The sequence below is a fragment of the Streptomyces sp. NPDC004732 genome (genome assembly GCF_040609235.1).
Classification (GTDB): domain Bacteria; phylum Actinomycetota; class Actinomycetes; order Streptomycetales; family Streptomycetaceae; genus Streptomyces.
The window spans coordinates 282,625-300,978 of record NZ_JBEXJR010000001.1 but is presented as its reverse complement, the minus strand read 5'-3'; the positions used below and the strand labels follow the sequence as shown (position 1 = coordinate 300,978).

At 67.1% G+C, this 18,354-nt stretch carries 20 protein-coding genes and 2 pseudogenes; 10 read left to right on the top strand and 12 right to left on the bottom strand.

Translation table 11 applies throughout. From position 1 onward, the window contains the following. Nucleotide 1: 1 nt before the first annotated feature. The 3 genes from ABZV77_RS01340 (at nt 2) to ABZV77_RS01330 (ending at nt 4,390) form a co-directional block, all read left to right on the top strand. The gene (locus ABZV77_RS01340; RefSeq protein WP_356249037.1) at nt 2–1,447 is read left to right on the top strand and encodes a M1 family metallopeptidase; all 1,446 of its coding nucleotides are present in this window, start codon (nt 2–4) and stop codon (nt 1,445–1,447) included. A gap of 403 nt (nt 1,448–1,850) precedes the next feature. Further along, complete coding sequence (locus tag ABZV77_RS01335) at nt 1,851–3,851, top strand: trypsin-like serine protease (RefSeq protein WP_356249035.1); 2,001 nt, start codon at nt 1,851–1,853, stop codon at nt 3,849–3,851. 131 nt (nt 3,852–3,982) lie between these two features. Continuing rightward, complete coding sequence (locus ABZV77_RS01330; protein ID WP_356249033.1) at nt 3,983–4,390, top strand: hypothetical protein; 408 nt, start codon at nt 3,983–3,985, stop codon at nt 4,388–4,390. A gap of 223 nt (nt 4,391–4,613) precedes the next feature. Here the strand turns inward: ABZV77_RS01330 and ABZV77_RS01325 are convergent. Then, nucleotides 4,614–4,958 (bottom strand): annotated as a pseudogene (locus tag ABZV77_RS01325) (IS5 family transposase); the annotation flags it as partial. A 271-nt stretch (nt 4,959–5,229) separates the two neighbouring features. On the opposite strand from ABZV77_RS01325, the pseudogene ABZV77_RS01320 reads away from it, so the two are divergent. Next, nucleotides 5,230–6,231: pseudogene (locus tag ABZV77_RS01320) on the top strand (IS256 family transposase); the annotation flags it as partial. A 15-nt stretch (nt 6,232–6,246) separates the two neighbouring features. Here the strand turns inward: ABZV77_RS01320 and ABZV77_RS01315 are convergent. From ABZV77_RS01315 to ABZV77_RS01295, 5 genes are all read right to left on the bottom strand, one after another. After that, complete coding sequence (locus ABZV77_RS01315; RefSeq protein WP_356249031.1) at nt 6,247–7,005, bottom strand: HAD family hydrolase; 759 nt, start codon at nt 7,003–7,005, stop codon at nt 6,247–6,249. After that, entirely contained in the window at nt 7,002–7,262 is a 261-nt protein-coding gene (locus tag ABZV77_RS01310) for a hypothetical protein (RefSeq protein ID WP_356249029.1), read from the bottom strand. Before ABZV77_RS01310 ends, ABZV77_RS01315 begins: the two co-directional genes overlap by 4 nt. 1,154 nt (nt 7,263–8,416) lie before the next feature. Continuing rightward, nucleotides 8,417–9,379, bottom strand: coding sequence for an adenosine deaminase (gene add, locus ABZV77_RS01305; RefSeq protein ID WP_356249027.1), 963 nt, complete (start codon nt 9,377–9,379; stop codon nt 8,417–8,419). Nucleotides 9,380–9,393: 14 nt separating this feature from the next. Further along, nucleotides 9,394–10,368, bottom strand: coding sequence for a nucleoside hydrolase (locus ABZV77_RS01300; protein ID WP_356249025.1), 975 nt, complete (start codon nt 10,366–10,368; stop codon nt 9,394–9,396). 55 nt (nt 10,369–10,423) lie between these two features. Then, the gene (locus ABZV77_RS01295) at nt 10,424–11,308 is read right to left on the bottom strand and encodes a PfkB family carbohydrate kinase (RefSeq protein ID WP_356250125.1); all 885 of its coding nucleotides are present in this window, start codon (nt 11,306–11,308) and stop codon (nt 10,424–10,426) included. Between the two features lie 67 nt (nt 11,309–11,375). Between ABZV77_RS01295 and ABZV77_RS01290 the strand changes: the two genes are divergently transcribed. Next, nucleotides 11,376–12,371 carry a LacI family DNA-binding transcriptional regulator gene (locus ABZV77_RS01290; RefSeq protein ID WP_356249023.1) on the top strand — a complete coding sequence of 332 codons (996 nt, stop codon included), beginning with the start codon at nt 11,376–11,378 and terminating at the stop codon, nt 12,369–12,371. Between the two features lie 411 nt (nt 12,372–12,782). Here ABZV77_RS01290 and ABZV77_RS01285 read toward each other — a convergent pair whose 3' ends face one another. From ABZV77_RS01285 to ABZV77_RS01275, 3 genes are all read right to left on the bottom strand, one after another. After that, nucleotides 12,783–13,199: a nuclear transport factor 2 family protein gene (locus ABZV77_RS01285; protein ID WP_356249021.1), complete on the bottom strand. Its 417-nt coding sequence runs from the start codon at nt 13,197–13,199 to the stop codon at nt 12,783–12,785. Between the two features lie 81 nt (nt 13,200–13,280). Further along, complete coding sequence (locus tag ABZV77_RS01280) at nt 13,281–13,532, bottom strand: hypothetical protein (RefSeq protein WP_356249019.1); 252 nt, start codon at nt 13,530–13,532, stop codon at nt 13,281–13,283. 161 nt (nt 13,533–13,693) lie between these two features. Continuing rightward, nucleotides 13,694–13,933, bottom strand: coding sequence for a hypothetical protein (locus ABZV77_RS01275; RefSeq protein WP_356249017.1), 240 nt, complete (start codon nt 13,931–13,933; stop codon nt 13,694–13,696). Nucleotides 13,934–14,153: 220 nt separating this feature from the next. Between ABZV77_RS01275 and ABZV77_RS01270 the strand changes: the two genes are divergently transcribed. The 5 genes from ABZV77_RS01270 to ABZV77_RS01250 all read left to right on the top strand — a co-directional run bounded on the left by ABZV77_RS01270 (nt 14,154) and on the right by ABZV77_RS01250 (nt 17,169). After that, entirely contained in the window at nt 14,154–14,480 is a 327-nt protein-coding gene (locus ABZV77_RS01270; RefSeq protein WP_356249015.1) for a PadR family transcriptional regulator, read from the top strand. Continuing rightward, a complete protein-coding gene (locus ABZV77_RS01265) occupies nt 14,477–14,833 on the top strand; it encodes a DUF1048 domain-containing protein (RefSeq protein ID WP_356249013.1) in 357 nt (118 codons plus the stop codon). The genes ABZV77_RS01270 and ABZV77_RS01265 overlap by 4 nt, the downstream gene beginning before the upstream one ends. A gap of 1 nt (nt 14,834) precedes the next feature. Then, nucleotides 14,835–15,161, top strand: coding sequence for a DUF1048 domain-containing protein (locus ABZV77_RS01260; RefSeq protein WP_356249011.1), 327 nt, complete (start codon nt 14,835–14,837; stop codon nt 15,159–15,161). Between the two features lie 179 nt (nt 15,162–15,340). Then, on the top strand, nt 15,341–16,381 hold the full coding sequence (locus ABZV77_RS01255) for an ATP-binding cassette domain-containing protein (RefSeq protein WP_356249009.1): 1,041 nt from the start codon (nt 15,341–15,343) through the stop codon (nt 16,379–16,381). Further along, nucleotides 16,378–17,169 (top strand): ABC transporter permease, encoded by a 792-nt coding sequence (locus ABZV77_RS01250; protein WP_356249007.1) that lies wholly within the window; start codon nt 16,378–16,380, stop codon nt 17,167–17,169. The genes ABZV77_RS01255 and ABZV77_RS01250 overlap by 4 nt, the downstream gene beginning before the upstream one ends. 113 nt (nt 17,170–17,282) lie before the next feature. Here ABZV77_RS01250 and ABZV77_RS01245 read toward each other — a convergent pair whose 3' ends face one another. The 3 genes from ABZV77_RS01245 to ABZV77_RS01235 form a co-directional block, all read right to left on the bottom strand. After that, nucleotides 17,283–17,546 (bottom strand): hypothetical protein, encoded by a 264-nt coding sequence (locus tag ABZV77_RS01245; protein WP_356249005.1) that lies wholly within the window; start codon nt 17,544–17,546, stop codon nt 17,283–17,285. Between the two features lie 145 nt (nt 17,547–17,691). Next, nucleotides 17,692–17,892, bottom strand: a complete 201-nt coding sequence (locus tag ABZV77_RS01240) for an isochorismatase family protein (RefSeq protein ID WP_356250123.1) — start codon at nt 17,890–17,892, stop codon at nt 17,692–17,694. Further along, nucleotides 17,813–18,184 (bottom strand): isochorismatase family protein, encoded by a 372-nt coding sequence (locus ABZV77_RS01235; protein WP_356249003.1) that lies wholly within the window; start codon nt 18,182–18,184, stop codon nt 17,813–17,815. The genes ABZV77_RS01240 and ABZV77_RS01235 overlap by 80 nt, the downstream gene beginning before the upstream one ends. Nucleotides 18,185–18,354 lie beyond the last annotated feature (170 nt).

Below are 18,354 nucleotides of genomic sequence, written 5' to 3'. Positions count from 1 at the left end.
CGTGACCGACGACCCTCATCAGGAGTACACCATCCTCCGCCCACGCCTGCGCCACGCCGCACTCTTCACGGCCCTGGTCCTCACCTCCACAGTCGCCTGCACGTCCTCCCTGTCCCGCCCCGCGGACCGCGGCACCGCGACAGCGGCGGCAACCGGTGTCGGCGACCACCTGTTCCCGGCACTGGGCAATGGCGGTTACGACGTCGCGCACTACGCCCTGACTCTCGACTACACCCCGGACACCAACCACTTGACCGGGACCGCAGTGATCACCGCACGGGCATCTCAGGACCTCCCCCGCTTCAGCTTGGACTTCACGGGCCTGCGCGTGCACGACGCGGCCGTCGACGGCTCCGATGCCCGGTTCAGCAGGACGAAGAACAAGCTGACGCTCACTCCCGCCCAGGTCATCGGCAAAGGCGAGACCTTCAAGACCACCGTCCGGTACAGCGGTACACCCCGGACAATCACGCACGCGGACGGCGGCGAAGAGGGCTGGATCGAGACGGACGACGGCGTGGCCGCGCTCGGCGAGCCGACCGGCTCCAGGACCTGGTTCCCTGGCAACCATCACCCGTCCGACAAAGCCACGTACGACATCGCCGTCACCGTGCCGTCGGAGTACACGGCGATCAGCAACGGAACGCTGCGCGAGACGCGCCGGAAAGGCAAGCGCACCACCTTCGGCTGGCGCGCGCCCGAGCCGATGGCGAGCTACGTCGCCACCGTCGCCACCGGTGTCTTCGACGTCTCCACCAGCACGACGGACGACGGCCTGCCCCTCTACACGGCCGTCGACCCCGACGAGGCCGACGGGCCCGTCGACGTCTCCGAGATGGTGCCCGAGGTGATCGACTGGGCCAGTGACCGCTTCGGTCCCTACCCCTTCTCCTCGGCCGGCGCCATCGTCGACCACCTCCCCGACCTCGGTTACGCCCTGGAGACGCAGACCAAGCCGTACTTCGACCGGGCACCGGACACACGCTTGCTCGTCCACGAACTCGCCCACCAGTGGTTCGGCAACTCCGTCACGCCCCGCGCCTGGCAGGACATGTGGCTGAACGAAGGGTTCGCCACCTATGCCGAATGGCTGTGGGACGAGGAACACGGACACCGCAGCGCTCAGGAAACCTTCGATTCCTTCTACGACGGCACGCACCCAGAGAGCGAAGGCATCTGGGAGTTCCCACCCGCTGACCCGCCGACCGCCACACGAGTCTCCGACTCCCCGGTGTACGGCCGCGGCGCCATGACACTGCATCAGTTGCGCAAGGCCGTGGGAGACCGCACCTTCTTCTCCATCGTGCGTACGTGGGCACGCGAGCACCGGCACGGGAACGCCGACACCGAGCAGTTCATCGCCCTGTGCGAGGAGAAGTCGGGCCGGGACCTCTCGAACCTGTTCGAGACGTGGCTCTTCTCGGCGGACAAACCTGAGGTCGGCTAACCATCCACCGCAGGGGCAGAGTTGGAGCTTTTTGAGCATTACGGACATTAATGCCAAACTTGAGAAACCTTCCCCATGTGGGCGGAATTGATTGATCCGTTTTTGAGTTGAGCAGCGTCAGTCCAGTGAGGTCGCTCACAAGCGGGCCGCTGATGCACTCGACGTGGAGGCGGACTCAACCGGGTGCACCACCCGGGAGAAGCCCGGACCTCTGGGGGTTTCAGCGCGCGCCTCGATGACGGTGAGCCGTTCTAGTGCGCGGACCGGGGCACCCTCCCCCGGGGCGGCTCCAAGAAATCTTGATGGGTGGACCACTCGGGCGCATGTACGGTCTTTGGTCTGTACCAATCGGCGTAGAGATTGCCCCGGTTTGGTGCGGAGCAAAGTGAATGAGGGGGAAATTTTGAACGTCAAGCGCAACCTTGTCGTCCTGGCCGCGCTGGGTGCGGCGGTGGCGGCACCAGCGACGTCCTGGGCCGCTCCTGGCGGGCCGTCGCCGAGCGCCACAGCGTCGACCGCGCCAGTCCCGGAGCCGACGAACAGCGCTCCGTCTGACCCGACGAAGGCGCCGACGAACACACCGCCCGCGGCCGGCGAGCCGTCACCGACGGCTACCGAGTCCGCCAACGAGACCGATACGACTGGCAAGTCCAAGGATCCGCGCCCGGAGGACGTCCTCAAGCCGACCGAGCCGGCGTCCGACCTGGAGAAGTTCTGGACTGCAGAGCGCATGGCCCAGGCCGAGCCCGTGGCCGAGCAGCAGGCCCGTGACGCAAAACTGCCGGAGCAGGCGAAGCCGCCACGCAACGCTCTGCGGAGCCCGTCGCACGAGTTCGGCGGGATCAAGGAAGTTGGCACGTTCTACTGGGCCGACCGCGACGCGAACGGCAACCTGTACTACCGCTTCTGTGCCGGAACGGTCGTGCCCTCCAAGGGCAAGAACATGGTGCTCACCGCGGGCCACTGCTTCGACAGCAACGACCTGAAGGAAAAGCTGGTCTTCGTTCCCCAGCACACCGCGTCGAAGCAGGCCCCGCACGGAATCTTCCCCATCGCCAAGGGGCAGATCTACGTAGACCCGCGCTACAAGCAGGCCGGGGGCGACAAGAAGTACACCGACCTGGACTTCGGCTTCTTGAAGACCGAACCTCGTTCCGACGGGAAGAAGCTCCAGGACGTCGTCGGTGCCATTGAGATCGGTTACAACCAGGGGTTCGACCACCAGGCGCGGGTCATCGGATACCCGTATCTGTACGGCAACGACAAGTACAAGCCGAACCAGAACCCGCTCGACTGCTCCACCAAGCTCACCCGGTTCAAGACCGGCGCCGAGGGAGCCTGGCAGGGAGGCACGTTCTCCGAGGTCAACTGTGACGGGTACGTGTCCGGCACCTCAGGTGGCCCGTTCATCATCGGCGGGAACAACCCGAAGGTCGTCGGTGTGACCGGTGGCTGGAAGACTGGTGGGCACTCGCCCAACACCTCGTACTCTTCCTACTTCGACGGAGACCTGAAGCGAATCTTCGACGCTGCGGAGAGCGGCATCGCGCCCGCACCCAACGTTCTTCCGGCCGCGTCCACTTGGAAGCACGCCAAGGACCTCACCGCCGGCTACTTCACCCTTGACGGGCCGGTGAGCGAGGACCGGATGGACATGTTCGTCCGGTGGTCCGACGGAGAACTGACCCTCTACCGAGGCGCCGACAAGCACCTGAACAACTTCGACAAGGAGTTCAAGGTGCAGGGCCCGAACGACCTGTGGAAGAACCACGCCAAGCAGGTCGTGGCCGGTGATTTCACAGGCGACAACGGCTCCGACCTGGTCGTGCGCTGGTCCGACGGAGAGGTCACCCTGTACCCGTCCGTGGACGAGAAGGGCTTGCACGGCGAGGTCCAGCTGGTCGCACCGAATGAGACGTGGAAGCACGCCGAGGCGATGACGGCGGGGCGATACGGCGGCAACAAGTGGCAGGACGACCTGGTGGTGCGCTGGTCCGACGGTGAGCTGACCATCTACCAGAACACGGGCGACAACAAGAAGCTCGGCAAGGAGATCAAGGTCGTCTCGCCGGGCACTGCCCAGGCCGAAACATGGAAGCACGCGGTCGAGCTCGGCTCCGGTGACTACGCCGCAGGTGACACCTGGGATCTGATCGTGCGCTGGTCGGACGGTGAGCTGACCAATTACGAGGACTTCACAGGTACTGGTTCCTCGTGGGGCGAGCACAAGTGGAAGGCGCCCAGCAAGCTGTGGACCCACGCCACGCTCGTGGCCGGCGGTGACTTCACCGACAATCCGCACCCGGACGACACTCTCGTGCGCTGGTCTGACGGCGAACTCTCGCTGTACTGGGACGGCGACGCCAACGGTATCGGCCGTGAGAAGCAACTGGTCGCACCGTAGTCCGCTGCGGGCACACACGCTGCCGGAACTGAGATCCAGGCTGTGTGAGGGCTGGGCCAATGCAGCCCCCGTGCCTCACCCCGTGACGGGACATCAACTCCCGTCCTCTGAAATCAGATCATGATCATTAAGTGGCGTCGTTCAACTCACGCCACGGCCAAGCCCGAAGCCTTGGCCTGAAGAACAAGGGGGAACACATGCACAAGAAAGTCAAGCTCGCACTCATTGCTCCGGTGACTGCCGCCGCACTCTTCGGTGCAACAGATACCGCCCAGGCCAGCCCGTTGAACGCCGCTCAGGCAAAGAGCGGATGCACGAACTGGACCAGCAATTCCGGCCTGACCGGAAACGTGAAGTGCACGGACGGCAGTGCAACCTCCACACACCGCGCGGTCGTGACCTGTGTCAGCGGCACCGGCGCCAAATTCAAGGTCACCGGCAACTGGGCCTCCCGGGGCCGTACGTCGAGTGCAACCTGTTCTGGAGGTGGCTCGGCCGGCGTCTACTCGATCTCTCACGAGCGGAGTCACCACGGATGACGTCCGGCACGGCCCGCGGGCCCCGCGTACCCTGGCTCGAAGAAGTCAGCAGGGTCGGGAAAACCATGGAGACGCCCGACGGGCATCTGCGCGTCATCGGTAACTGACCGCAGCATCCAGCAACATGCGAGGGCGGAAGGCAATTTTGCCTTCCGCCCTCGTCATCAGACATCAGTAGCCTGCGCGGGCTTGAGAGGTCGTTTCAGCGTGCTGATTGGGCGGGTCGATGACGGGCGCCGGCGGTGTGTGGGTGGACCCGGCACGAGGTGGAGTCCACTCTCACCATGGACCAGTCGATCCGGCCCTCGACATCCGCGTCCGCCTGCACCCGGCGCAGCACGCGATCCCACGTGCCGTCCGCGGACGAGCGCCGATGCCGGTCATGGACCGTCTTCCAACACCCGAAGCGAGAGGGCAGGTCCCGCCACGGGATGCCGGTCCGAAGCCGGAAGAAGATCCCGTTGATCACCGTGCGGTGATCCTTCCACCGGCCACCCCTGCCCACCGAACTCGGCCGATGTGCTTCGAGCCGCGCCCACTCCTCATCAGACAGATCACCTCTCCCCACGCCGAGCAGCGTTAGCAGCCATGACGCCCTGAGGCAGACGGACCGCGAGTGATCTTCGGCCTGAAGATCACAGAATGAGGCATTCACGGTGCAGACTTTGATCTCTTGCGGCGGGAGTATGCGGACCAGGACGGCGGGTCAGTAGCCCCAGGGGCTTCGCGTGTCCTGGGGCCAACCGGAAGGGGTGCGTGGTGACATGGGCCACCTTGGCTTTGGGGATCCCTGCGCTCTTGGGTCTCTTGGGGCTTCTGCTGTCCCAAGTCCGTGTCGTGGCCCGGTGGAGATAACCGTGCCCCGCGACCGCGACGGCTCCTTCGAACCGAAGATCGTCAAGAAGCGGCAGAAGCGCCTGGCCGGCGTCGACGAGATGGTCATCTCACTCGCCGCGAAGGGCCTGACCACCGGCGAGGTTCAGGCCCACCTGGCCGAGGTCTACGGAGCCGAGGTCTCCCGCCAGACCATCTCCACCATCACCGACAAGGTGCTCGAGGGCATGGTCGAATGGCAGGGCCGCCCGCTCGACACCGTCTATCCGGTCGTCTTCGTCGACGCCATCCACGTCAAGATCCGCGACGGTGCGGTCGCCAACCGGCCCATCTATGTCGCCCTGGCCGTCACCGCCGAGGGCCGACGGGAGACCCTGGGGCTGTGGGCCGGCGACGGCGGCGAGGGCGCCAAGCACTGGCGGCACATCCTCACGGAGATAAAGAACCGCGGCGTCAGCGACGTGCTCATGCTGGTCTGCGACGGGCTCAAGGGCCTGCCCGAAGCGGTGGAGACCGTCTGGCCCCGGACGATCGTGCAGACCTGTGTCGTGCATCTGCTGCGGAACTCCTTCCGCTATGCCGCCCGCCAGGACTGGGACAAGATCGCCAAGCCTCTCAAGCCCGTCTACACCGCTCCCACCGAAGAGGCCGCCCTGGACCGGTTCGCCGAGTTCGCCGATGCCTGGGGCCGGAAGTATCCGGCGATCGTGAAACTATGGGAGAACGCCTGGGAGGAGTTCACCCCGTTCCTGCGGTTCGACACCGAGATCCGCCGCATCGTCTGCACGACGAACGCGATCGAGTCGGTGAAAGCCCGTATCCGCCGGGCGGTCAAGGCCCGCGGACACTTCCCCAACGAGCAGGCCGCCCTGAAATGCGTCTACATAGCGATCACGTCCCTCGACCCCACCGGCAAGGGACAGGTCCGCTGGACCATGCGCTGGAAGACCGCACTGAACGCCTTCGACATCACCTTCGACGGCCGCCTCTCCGCAGCCCGTCAGTAACCCCAACAACCCCAGTTACACCGCTCGTTTGACAGACCTCCGGACGGTCATGAGCTGTGTGAAAAGGGGCGCGAGTTCGGTCAGTGTCCTGATGTGTGGGACCGGTGTGACGGAGGCGGCGTCGCCCCGGTCGAGCCAGATCCCGTGCAGCCCGGCGGCGATGGCTGCTTCTGCGTCCGTCTGGAGTCGGTCTCCGACATAGACCACCTGCGAAGGTTGGAGCTGAAGCTCGCTGCATGCGGTCAGGAAGATCTTTGCGTCGGGTTTGGCGGCGCCTGCCTCGCTGGAGGCGGTGACATGCTGCAACAGGCTTGTGAGACCGACGTGTTTCAGCTTGCGGCGTTGCTGGTCAGCGTCACCGTTGGTGATCACGCCGAGCCGAAGTTGCTGGCGCGCGGCTGTGAGGGCGTCCAGGGCTGGGGTCACGTCGCGGTAGGTCCGCCAAGCGTCCTCGTAGCGCGTGAGGTACTGGGCGAACCAGGCATCTGCTTGCTCGTCTGACCACGGGCCGAGGCCGAACTCGTCGGCGAGATGTGTGATGCGCAGGCGGCGTTGCTCGCAGAAGGTCAGTTCGCCAGCCAGATAGCGGTCCATCGCCCATGCTTCCAGCTCGCGCCAGCGGCGGACGACTCGATCCCGTTCGAGAGAGGGCGAATCGACGGGGCCGAGAAAGCTCGTGGTGACCGCTTCTTCGGCAGCGGCATCGTGGTCGATAAGTGTTCCGTCCAGATCGAACAGCACAGCTTCGACGGGGAGAGAGGCCATGTTGCTCATGTCCTTTGTGAGGTGGTGCGGCGGCTGGCGTCGGCGGCGTAGGTGGTCCAGTCGCCTGCGGAGAGTCTCTGCCAGGTGACGGCGACGTCGGTGTGGATGCCCAAGGTGCGGGCGAGGATCGTGGCGGGGATCTCAGTAGCGAGTTGGAAGAGTGCGGTGCTGCGGGCCTGGTTGGGTCGGATCCCGAGCTGATTGAGGCGTTGTTCAGCTGTGTGGTGCTGATCGGCCGTCCAGGCTGGCCGCCGGGGGAAAGCCATGGAGACGGCGTCAGGGCGCCGATTGTTGCGTGGCCCTTGCGGTTCGCGGTGTCAGTACGGGCCAGTGCGGCGACGGTTCGGGCAGCTGAACGGGTGCAGTGCCGAGGTGGAGCCGTACTTCCTGAGCGCCGATCTTGACGTCCTCGGTGGTCAGCCGGTGGATCGCCGAGGGCCCCTGGGCGTAGAGGAGGAGAAGCAGTCCGGCGAGGCGGTCTTAGGGCTTGAGGGTTTCGTCGTGCAGGAGCCGGCGTGGGACGTTCCAGCGATGTTCGTCGTCGAGTGGCTGGGTGGGGCCGTTCCAGCGGACGGCGGGGACGTGGATGGTGTTGAGCTTTTTGGTGCGGGCCCAGCGGATGAAGTGCCCGGCTGTGTGGCGGTAGGTGGCGGAGTCGTCGGTCAGCCACTGGTCGAGGTCGGCCTGCCGACAGGTCTCCAGGGTGAGGTCGTGGGCCGTCAGCCAGTTCAGGAAGGCGACGGCTGTGTGGGTGCGTTGACGTGCGGATATGAACTGCTGCGGGGTGAGGGGGCGGCCGTTGTTGCGTCGGTGAAGCCGCCGACCAGGTGCCAGATTGTGTACCGATGCAGGTCTTTGCGTTGTTGGGGGCCCTGTTGGGATGCGAGAAGGCCGGTGAGGAAACGTTCCAGGCGGACCATGTACTCGTCACGTTCGGGCAGGGCGCCAGCCAACGCAGACGAGGACTTGACGGAGGTGGGCGAGAGGCGGGCAGTCGGGTCATGTTGAACGCCACACCAACAGACGGCAGGATCGCGGGCAGCGCGGGCTGAGCTGTCGAAGCCGCCGAATCGGGCCTGACGATGCCGCGCGGTCCGCCAGGTGGACCACGAAGGAGGGAGAAAGATGCCGGACTGGATCGGCTCGAAAGCACGGCAGGTCCTGCCGGCGCGGCGCCGGATGGAGAAGCAACGGGCGTGGTCGACCCTGTGGGAGATCGCGACGGGCGCGCCGTTTCTACGTCACGCTCGCCCTGCCCTTCCGGCTCTGCCGCAGTACATGCCTACATCTCGCCCCGGAGGCCGGAATGGCCCGCCGCAGGTCGCGCTGATCCCGGTAGGGTCTCTGTCGCGGTGATTTCGGCATGTACTGCGGCGGACCCCTGGCAGTGAGGTGGTGTCACGGAGCCGTCGTCCTGCCTCTACTGCACGTTTCGAGGGCTGAAGGACGCCTGGGCGGCGTTCTCCTGTGCGAGGACCTCGTGCTGGCTGGTCCATCCGGTTGCCTGGCGCAATGCTTCGAACTCACGCTGCAGGGTGGTGGCGGAGGTGGTGCGGGTGTCGGTGCTGATGGTGACCGGCAGTCCGTCGGTGAGCAGTGGGGTGGCGGGGTGGTCGGTGAGGCTGGGGACCGCCCCGGTCTGAGCGTTGCTGGTGGGGCACATCTCCAGGGCGATTCTGTCGGTGCGGAGTCGCTTCAGGAGTGCGGTGTCGGCGGTGCAGCGGACGCCGTGGCCGATGCGGCGGGCGCCGAGGACGTCGATCGCGTCCCACATGCTTTCGGGGCCTGCGGCCTCTCCAGCGTGCACGGTGCAGGGCAGCCCGGCGCTGTGGGCGAGGTCGAAGGCGGCCCGGTGGGGCTGGGCGGTGTACAGCGCCTCGTCGCCGGCTAGATCGAGGCCGGCGACGACGTCTTGGTGCCGCAGGGCGGTCTCGGCGACGGCGAGGCTTTCGTCCGGGCTCTGGTGGCGAAGGCAGCACAGCAGCAGTCCGGTGCCCACGCTGGTGGCGGCCCGGCCCTGTGCGAGTCCTGCGGCCACCGCCTGGACGGCTTCGTCGGGGGTCATGCCGTGGCGGCCGTGCAGTTGCGGGGCGAAGCGTACTTCTCCGTAGACGACGCCGTCGGCCTTCCAGTCCTCGACCAGTTCCCGGGCGGTCCGGGCGAGAGCGTCGGGAGTCTGCAGGACCTGCAGAGGGAGGTCGATGTAGGTCAGGAAGGTGGTCAGGCTGCCGCAGTGGGCCGGGGCCACGACCAAGTCCTGGACCGGCCGGTCCAGGATGATGCCCTGTTCGCGGGCGAGGTCGGCGACGGTGCCAGGGCGGACGGAGCCGTCGAGGTGGCAGTGCAGCTCGTAGCGCGGGATGCGCGCGGTGGGGGCGCTCATGAAGTCGGTCCAGGTCACAGGGCGGAAGGAGCCGCGTCGGCGGGAACAGGTGTGGTGACGACGGTGTCGAAGAGGAGCTTCTTGAAGCCGGTCTCGTCGACGCGGCGGACCAGGGTGATGTTGGGGGAGGGAGCGGACACGCGGCGGTCGATGATCATCTGTCCGCGTGTGTCGTCGGTGACGGAGATCTCGACGTGGGCCTGTTCCTGTTCGGTGATCAGGTCGGGCTGGAGCGCCACGGCCATGGCGACGGGGTCGGGCAGGTCATAGCCGGCCAGCCCGGTGACGTCGCGGGCCCAGTCGGCCACGGTGCGGTTGATGCGGTGCGCGAACGTCGCCATCGGGGTGCCGAGCTGCTCCAGGCGCTGCTGGTCGGCGGGGGTCATGACGGCATCCTTGCGGGAGACGTCCCAGCCGATCCACGTGACCTTCTCGGGTGTGGCGGCCTGCGTGACGATCCGGGCGGCTTCGGGGTCGGCCCAGACGTTGAACTCGGCGGTGGGCGAGATGTTGCCGCGCAGGTCTGCGGCACCGGCCATGCAGTACACGTGCCGGTAGCGGGTGAACAGATCGGGGTCGCGCAGCAGGGCAGCGGCGATGTTGGTGAGCGGGGCGAGCGTGACCAGCGTCAGCTCTCCGGGGTGTTCGCGGGGGTAAGACAGCAAAGCCTCGACCGCGTGACTGCTGTGGCAGGCGGTGGCTGGGTCGGGCAGTCCGATGTCGCCCATGCCGTCCTCGCCGTGTACGTGCTGGGCGCTGGAAAGGGTCCGCATCATCGGCCGGGCACAGCCGGGGTGGACGGGAATGTTGGTGCGGCCCGCGGTCTCGAGGGAGATCAGTGCGTTGCGGGTGCCGGTCTCGACGGGCACGTTGCCCGCCACCGTGGTCACCGCCCGGATGTCGCCCAGCCCGCTGGCGGCGGCGAGCAGCAGCGCGACCGCGTCGTCGGATCCGGTGTCGGTGTCGATGAGCAGGGGAAGGGCAGGCATGGCCGTGCTCCATTCATACGAGTCGTGCGGGTTGAGGGTGCGGGGTCGTGCCCGGTCAGCGGGCCATGCGGACGAGGTCGCGCGGGCGGGGCAGGGCGCCCCGGGCGCCGAGCGCGGTGACGGCGAAGGCGCCCGCGGCTGCGGCGGTGGCCGCCGCCCGGAGAAGGGGGTGGCCGTGGGCGAGTTCGGCGGCGAGCGCGCCGCAGAAGACATCCCCGGCGCCGGTGGTGTCGACGACGGTGACGGCAGGGGCAGGGATGTGCTCACAGCGCCCCTCCTCAGCGACCAGCGCCCCGTCACCTCCCAGGGTGACCACCGCGCCCAACGCCGCCTCTGCCAGGGTTCGGACGGCGGCCCGGGCGTCGGCGGTTCCGGTGAGTTGCTGGGCTTCGACCTCGTTGACCACCAGCAGCGGCCGGTGCTCCTCGGGCCATGTGGGCAGAATCCCCGTCGGGGCCGCGTTGTGCACCCACCGCGCACCCGGCGGCAGACTGCCGGCGACGGCCTGCAGACAGGGCTGGGGGACCTCACCACTGGTGAGGATCACATCCGCGACCCGCGGTTGGAGCACCGTCAGGGCGTCGGTGACGTCCCGTGCGGACAGCAGCGCGTTGGCGCCGCTGACCACGGCGATGCTGTTTTCGCCGTCCGGGTCCACCATGACCAGCGCCTGACCGGTCGGCGCGGATACCTCGGTGATCACCGTGTCGACCCCGACCGAGGCGCCGCGCAGGTTGGCCAGCGCCTTGAGCCCGTCGGCGTCCCCGCCGACCTTGGCCACCAAGTGCGTGGCGGCTCCCATCGCTGCGGCGGCCACGGCCTGATTGGCGCCCTTCCCGCCAAAACCCTCGGCAAGAGAGGTCACCAGCACCGTCTCACCTGGGGCGGGAAGGACGGGACAGCGCAGGATCCGGTCGCTGTTCACCGAGCCGACGGCCACAACGCGGCCTGGAAGAAATCCGTTCACCCTTCATATCTAATCGTTTAGATGAGAGGATGCAAGGGCTATGACGAAACGAGCAGACAAGGCGCCGACACTGACGGACGTGGCCCGCGCGGCCGGGACCTCGACAGCGGTGGTCAGCTATGTGATGAACAACGGACCCCGCCCGGTCGCGGCCAAGACCCGCCAGCGGGTCCTGGCCGCCGCAGCCGAGCTGGACTACCGCCCCAACCGCATCGCCCGGGCCCTGCGCTCCCGCACCACCGGTGTGGTCGGCCTGATCCTGGCCGACGCCTCCAACCCCTACTTCGGAGCGCTGGCCCGGCACATCGAGCAGACCCTGGACCAGCACGGAAAGCTCACCATGACCGGCAACGCCGGCTACTCACCCGAACGGCAACAACACCTCGCCGACAAGTTCCTCGCCGCCCAGGTCGACGGGCTCATCATCGTCTCCGCGGACGGCGGCGCCGACGTCACAACCCAGGCCCAGCGGGCCGGCGTTCCAGCCGTATACGTCCACAACCAGCCCGAAGGCGGGCAGGTCCCGGCCGTGACCGCCGACAACGCAGCCGCCGTCCAGCAGGCCGTCACCCACCTGCGCAGCCACGGACATACCCGCATCGCCTTCCTCGCCGGGCCCCACGACGCCGGCCCGGTGGGCCGACGCCGCGCCACCTGGGAAGCGGCCCTCGCCAGCACCGACGCCCCCCTGCTGCGCTGCGAGTACGCCCGCGCCGCCGCAGCCGCCCTGACCGGCCGCCTGATCAGCGAGGGCGCCATGCCCCCCGCGCTGATCACCGCCACCGACGAACAAGCCATCGGAGTCCTCGCCGGAGCCCGAGCCTCGCGGCTGCCCGTCCCCGACCGGCTGGCCATCATCAGTCTCGACGGCACCCCCGACAGCGCCTACACCGCGCCCTCCCTCACCGCCACCGAACAACCCCTGCGAACCATGGCCCAACAGGCAGTCGCCCTGCTCCTGGACGGCTCCTCCCTACGGCCCTCGGCACACGCCCCGCTGATCCTGCGCCAGAGCTGCGGCTGCACACCCACATAGGCAGCGAGCCGAGGTGAACCGTTTCGGGTTCGGTAGAGACCTTGATGTGCCCCGGGTCCGGTGTCGGCATTCGGACTCGATGTCAACCCGATCGCCATCTTCTGACACGTCAGTAGCGACCGAGCCGGACCTCGGATTCTCCGAGGGCCACCCTCTCGACCTCCACCCCCACACCCGGCAGAAGTACGTCAGCGACGTTCACTGCATCCTTCACACAACAGGCGATGCCCACCCGTTCGCGATCGGGTGCACCCCCAAATCAGCGACAGAGCCACTTCGTGTGGTGTGGCTACGCGCAGTGACAACGGTGACCGGGGTACGGGCAGTAGTTGGCCAGCGCTTGCTGGTCCTGCCCTGCGAGTTCAGGGCTGGGTCCGCGACCCGCAGGGCAGTGAGGCGTGCTGCCGTCCCTCAGAACGGCGGAATCTGCTCGGGAACGAGCCCGGCCTGACGAAGGATCCCGTACAGGTCGGTCTCGCCCCAGAACTCGACGATCCGCCCTTCCATGAGGCGGTAGGACTTAACGCCCGTCATGGTCAGGTCGCGCCCGGTGCGGTCGTGTTTGTACGTCAAGGTGAAGGCCACGGTCACGCGGTCTTCAGCGGCGAAGAGGTCGTCCACCCGCACGCGGCAGTTGGACAGGCCTGGAGTCAGGACCGCCTGCTCGGGATAGCGCCGCCCCTGGACGTTCTGGCCTGCTCCATGGACAAGTACATCTTCGGCAACAAGTTCGGCGAGTTGGTCAACTGCCTTTGTCTCGAACACTCGAAGGTAGCGGCGCACCACGTCGGCATTGCGCTTGCTGATGGCGTCGGGTGAGTCAGACATAGCGGGAGCGTATCCAGCGATGACTACCGTGGCACCAGGCAGGTGTGAGTACCTCAACCTTCCAATCCCCTCACTCACGGATCACGCCAGCAGGACTCTTTTGCGGAGGAGTTCGAATCCTGCGCGGCCAAACATCTGACGCTTGAGCATCATGATCTGGTTGACGTGGCCTTCCACGACGCCGGAGTTCCAGGGCGGCGTGAGGTCGGCTATGACGGCGTCGAGGTCGGGTTCGAGGTGCTGGGCGAAGTGCCGGAGGCTGGGCAGGTCGGCAGTGGAGGTGGCTGCTTCGATCCAGGTCGGCAACTGGTCGCCTTGCAGGTGAGTGACCATGTGGCCGAAGGAGTGCACGTGCTCGGAGAGCGCTGTCAGCTCGGGGCGGTTGGCCGGGACGGCCTTGAGCTGGTTCCGGTCGCCCTCGGCCAGGAAGTCGGAGTGAGTGAGGATCCAGCGCGTGACGGCGCGGGCCGATGGCGGGCGGGGGGGGCGACCGATTAGGGCTTGCCGCGAAGGTTCCTGCTGACGTAGCCGCGGACGCTGGCGTAATCGCGGGGATAGACCTGTTCCTTGATCTCTTCCCATAGTTTCCAGGCATTGGTGCAGCCTTCCTGCCATCGCTGATCGAGGTAGGGCTTGTAGTCATCGAGCCTGGTCGCACGGTTTTGCCACTGCCCGGTGAACATCTCCTCCGGGGTGGTCGCGCGTGAGAAGCGCATGATCGTGTTGAGGGTCATCCCGAGCCGAGGTCGGGGCATTGCGGTGATGAGGCACGAGCCCCCGCCGACCGTGGAGCCGGGCCGATGGGGTAGCCGCAGCCGCGGAGCCTGGGTCCTCGCAAATTGCTCCCGGGTCCGTCCGCGCCGACCGGCGGCGCTGCCGTTCTCCGCTACTCGGTGATACCGTGTAGTGGTACTCGGTACTACGTAGTACTGCTAGGGCTGAGGAGGACTCGCGATGGACGACCTGACGGAGATGCTGAAGGGCACGCTCGAAGGGTGCGTGCTCGAAATCATCGGCAGCGAGGAAACCTACGGGTACGCCATCACGCGTCAGCTGAACGAGCTCGGCTTCGCCGACGTCGTCGAGGGGACCGTGTACACGATCTTGCTGCGACTGGAGAGGAACAAGCTCGTCCAGGTGGTGAAGCGGCCGTCTGGGGTCGGTCCGCCGCGCAAGTTCTACTCGCTCAACGACGCCGGACGCGAGGAACTCGCGAAGTTCTGGGCGAAATGGCAGTACGTCTCATCACGCATCAACAAGCTCAAGGAGGGCGGGAGATGAACTTCTGGGAGAAGATCACAGGCAGCGATCTCACCAGGGAATGGAAGGCGTTCGAAACCCGGGCCGAGGCCCTGCCGGACGACTACCGGGCGGCGTGGGGACAGATCATCGCCCACCTCTTCCCCTATGGGGACTTCACCGGACGCAACCTGATGCCGATCCTCGACGCCGCCCTGGGGCTGCTTGAAATAGCAGCGGCCGACGGGCAGAGCGTCCACGAGGTGCTCGGCGACGACATTCCAGGCTTCTGCACCGCGCTGGCCGGTGGAGAGGGGGCTCGGACCTATCGCGACCGGTGGCGCGAGCAGTTGAACAGGAACGTCGCAAAGAAGCTGAGCCGGCTGGGAGGCTGACGTGAGCATCCAAGACATCATCGAAGGCAAGAAGCAGTGGCGGGCGCACATGGCCCGGGTCAAGGTGCTCCCGCAGGACTACCAGATCGTCTACAAAGAGATGCAGAAGTACCTGTTCAAGGTCGGACCGATCGATCTGCCCGACGGGCCCCTGCTCCCCGGGATCGTCGACTTCTTCGAGGAGGGCGCCGCCACGGGCAAGGGGGTCCTGGAGCTCATCGGCACGGACATCGCCGCGTTCTGCGACGATCTGATCAAGGACTCCCGCACCTACGCGGACGTCTATCAGGAGTCCATCAGCGGGGAATCCGGCACGGCCGAGAAGTAGCACCCGTCGCCTTACACCAGTCGACCTAGCCCGCACGCGCGGTTCGTTCGCCTCGGCACAGCGCGAATGGATGCGGGCCGACCGGCCACCAGATGCCGCCGCAGACCCTGCCCGCCGAGGTGAATGAGCAAGTCTCCGGCGGCGGGTCGCGCCACACCATTTTCCGAAAGGAAGTCGCCATGCCTTCATCTGTCATGCCCACATCCAGGCGGGATGACGGTCACCCGTCGCCGACCGCCGTCTCCGCCGTCGGGCTACGCAAGTCGTACGGCGACAAGACCGTCCTCGACGGCATCGATCTGCGCATCCCGGCCGGGTCCGTGTTCGCGCTGCTCGGCCCGAACGGCGCCGGCAAGACCACCGCCGTCAAGATCCTGTCCACGCTCATCACCGCCGACGCCGGTGACCTGCACGTCGGCGGGCACAACCTGGCCGCCGACCCACAGTCGGTCCGTGCCGCAATCGGTGTCACCGGGCAGTTCTCCGCCGTTGACGGCCTGATCACCGGCGAGGAGAACATGCTCCTCATGGCGGACCTGCACCACCTGTCCAAAAGCGAGGGACGACGGGCCGCCGCCGAACTCCTGGAGCGCTTCGACCTGGCAGAGTCCGCGAAGAAGCCCGCCTCAACCTACTCCGGCGGTATGAAGCGCCGCCTCGACCTCGCGATGACGCTGGTCGGCAACCCGCGGATCATCTTCCTCGACGAGCCGACGACAGGGCTCGACCCACGCTCCCGCCACAACATGTGGGGCATCATCCGCGGGCTCGTCGCCGACGGCGTCACCGTCTTCCTCACCACCCAGTACCTGGAGGAGGCCGACGAACTCGCCGACCGCATCGCCGTGTTGAACGACGGCAAGATCGCCGCTGAGGGCACCGCCGAGGAGCTCAAACGGCTCATCCCGGGCGGGCACATCCGGCTCCGCTTCACCGACCCGGTCGCGTACCAGTCCGCCGCTGACGCCCTGCGCGAGGTCACCCTCCCCCAAGCTCTCGGCTTCGCTCGAGCAGGGGGTACCCCCATCGACGAGGCACTGTCGCTGTCCATCCCCAGCGACGGCAGCCAGCGCGAACTGCGCTCCATTCTCGACTGGCTCGACTCCGTCGGCATCGAGGCCGACGAACTGACCGTCCATACCCCCGACCTCGACGACGTGTTCTTCGCCCTGACCGGCCCAGCCAATGTCCCCAACCAGCCCAAGGAGAACGTGCGATGAGCTCCCTCTCGCTCGCTGTACGCGACTCGAACACGATGCTGCGCCGCAACCTCCTGCACGCATGGCGCTACCCGTCCGGGACCCTGAACCTGCTGCTCACGCCGATCATGATGCTGCTGCTCTTCGTCTACATCTTCGGCGACGTGATGAGCGCCGGCATCGGTGGCGGTGGCGCGGACCGCTCCGAGTACATCGCCTATATCGTCCCCGGCCTGCTGCTGATGACCGTCGGCAGCACCGTGATCGGGGCCGCGGTGTCCGTCTGCGTGGACATGACCCAGGGCCTCACCGCCCGCTTCCGCACGATGGCGATCTACCGGGGCTCTCTGCTCGTCGGGCATGTCGTCGGCGGCGTGCTGCAGTGCGTGACGAGCGTGGTCCTCGTCGGCGCCGTCGGGGTGGCGATGGGCTTCCGGTCCACGGACGCCACGGCACTGGAGTGGATCGCCGCGTTCGGGCTGATCACGCTGTTCGCCCTGGCACTCACCTGGATCGCGGTCGGCATGGGCGCGGCCAGTCCGAACCCCGAGGCGGCCGGCAATATGGCCATGCCGCTGATCCTCCTGCCGCTCATCTCCAGCGCCTTCATCCCGGCCAGTACGATGCCGGGCTGGTTCCAGCCGATCGCCGAGTACCAGCCCTTCACCCCCGCGATCGAAACCCTCCGCGGCCTCCTCCTCGGCACCGAAATCGGCAACAACGGCTGGATCGCGGTCGTCTGGTGCGTCGGCCTGATCGCGCTCGGCTACCGCTGGTCGACGGCGCAGTTCAACCGCGACCCGAAGTAATCGAGACGTCCGCATTGGCCGCCTCCCGCACCATCAGTCCGGCAGCCGCCCGGCTCCGCATCGAGCACGGCGTGCGTGCCCAACTCGGCCAAGGCTGCCATCCGCACCTGCGGCTAGGCCGACTTGTCGGCGCCGCGGGTGTTGCCCGGCCGGCCAAATGCGCTCGCGTCGGCCGCGGTGTCGGCCACGTCCCAGTAGGTGTTGTCCACCGCCACCGCCACCGGCACCAGCCGCAGCCCCGCCAGAACGTGCCTGGTGTGCTCTCGTCGGCCAGCGGCCGGGTCGGTGGCGGTGAACAGCACCCGCAGCGGCTCGGATCCCAGCCGTTCGTGGGCCCGGAGCAACGAGGGCTTCGCCAGCATCGGCCAGGACCCCAAGACCCGATAACTCAGGAACGCTCTCGGCAACCGGCACCACCCCCGACGCCCTACCGGCAAACTACGCGAGCAGTCCTTCGAGGGCGTCGGCCTCGATGACGTGGACGCCGATGCCCGCCAGTTCGGTCAGCGCGGAGTCTGTCACCTACGAGACCGCGTCCCGTATCAGCGCGAGACGGAAGTCCCGTTCCGATGCCTGCACGATGCTCACGCGCGGGCAGTTGGGTAGGTTGCATCCGGCGAACACCAGTGTGTCGAGACCGAGTTCACGCAGCAGTGTCTCCAGGCACGTGCGATAGAAGGCACCCCAGCGGGGCTTGAAGACGGCGTAGTCGTACGTTCCCAGACGCTGTGCACGGCGAGGCGATCCGTACCCCCGACTCCAGCAGCCGCCGCCGTACCAGGTCGGCGTCGCCTCCGCCTTCCTCGTACAGGCGCACGACGTGCACCACCGGCCGCCCCGCAGCCCGGAAGGCGGACACCGCCTGTCGCAGCGCGGGCAGGATCTCTGTGGTGCCCGGGACGCCGTAGGGGGCTTCGGAGAGGAAGTCGCGTTGTACGTCGATCGTGATCAGGGCGGATGTCGCGAAATGCGGCGCGGTAAAGGGGTCCTGGAGATCAGGCTCTGACGTCGTCATGTGCTGCTGTACCTGCCGTGTCTAGGGGAAGTTCCGGGGACGCGAGACGCGGGCGGGCCGCCGTGGGATCACCACCGGCGCTGCCAGAGGCCCTGCCGTTGAACGCATGAGCTTGATTGCCGAGGTTGCCGGCAGGCGTCTGAGCACATCACCGTAGGTGGCCGCGGCAG

What these genes read in the sequence shown, in the direction of transcription:
- add (WP_356249027.1), bottom strand. Translation starts at nt 9,379, where the DNA reads ATGAGCGCCCCCACCGCGCGCATCCCGCGCTACGAGCTGCACTGCCAC.
- ABZV77_RS01280 (WP_356249019.1), bottom strand. Translation starts at nt 13,532, where the DNA reads ATGGTCACTCACCTGCAAGGCGACCAGTTGCCGACCTGGATCGAAGCA.
- ABZV77_RS01270 (WP_356249015.1), top strand. Translation starts at nt 14,154, where the DNA reads ATGGACGACCTGACGGAGATGCTGAAGGGCACGCTCGAAGGGTGCGTG.
- ABZV77_RS01300 (WP_356249025.1), bottom strand. Translation starts at nt 10,368, where the DNA reads ATGCCTGCCCTTCCCCTGCTCATCGACACCGACACCGGATCCGACGAC.
- ABZV77_RS01315 (WP_356249031.1), bottom strand. Translation starts at nt 7,005, where the DNA reads ATGAGCAACATGGCCTCTCTCCCCGTCGAAGCTGTGCTGTTCGATCTG.
- ABZV77_RS01285 (WP_356249021.1), bottom strand. Translation starts at nt 13,199, where the DNA reads ATGTCTGACTCACCCGACGCCATCAGCAAGCGCAATGCCGACGTGGTG.
- ABZV77_RS01290 (WP_356249023.1), top strand. Translation starts at nt 11,376, where the DNA reads ATGACGAAACGAGCAGACAAGGCGCCGACACTGACGGACGTGGCCCGC.
- ABZV77_RS01275 (WP_356249017.1), bottom strand. Translation starts at nt 13,933, where the DNA reads ATGACCCTCAACACGATCATGCGCTTCTCACGCGCGACCACCCCGGAG.
- ABZV77_RS01265 (WP_356249013.1), top strand. Translation starts at nt 14,477, where the DNA reads ATGAACTTCTGGGAGAAGATCACAGGCAGCGATCTCACCAGGGAATGG.
- ABZV77_RS01310 (WP_356249029.1), bottom strand. Translation starts at nt 7,262, where the DNA reads ATGGCTTTCCCCCGGCGGCCAGCCTGGACGGCCGATCAGCACCACACA.
- ABZV77_RS01250 (WP_356249007.1), top strand. Translation starts at nt 16,378, where the DNA reads ATGAGCTCCCTCTCGCTCGCTGTACGCGACTCGAACACGATGCTGCGC.
- ABZV77_RS01255 (WP_356249009.1), top strand. Translation starts at nt 15,341, where the DNA reads ATGCCTTCATCTGTCATGCCCACATCCAGGCGGGATGACGGTCACCCG.
- ABZV77_RS01235 (WP_356249003.1), bottom strand. Translation starts at nt 18,184, where the DNA reads ATGACGACGTCAGAGCCTGATCTCCAGGACCCCTTTACCGCGCCGCAT.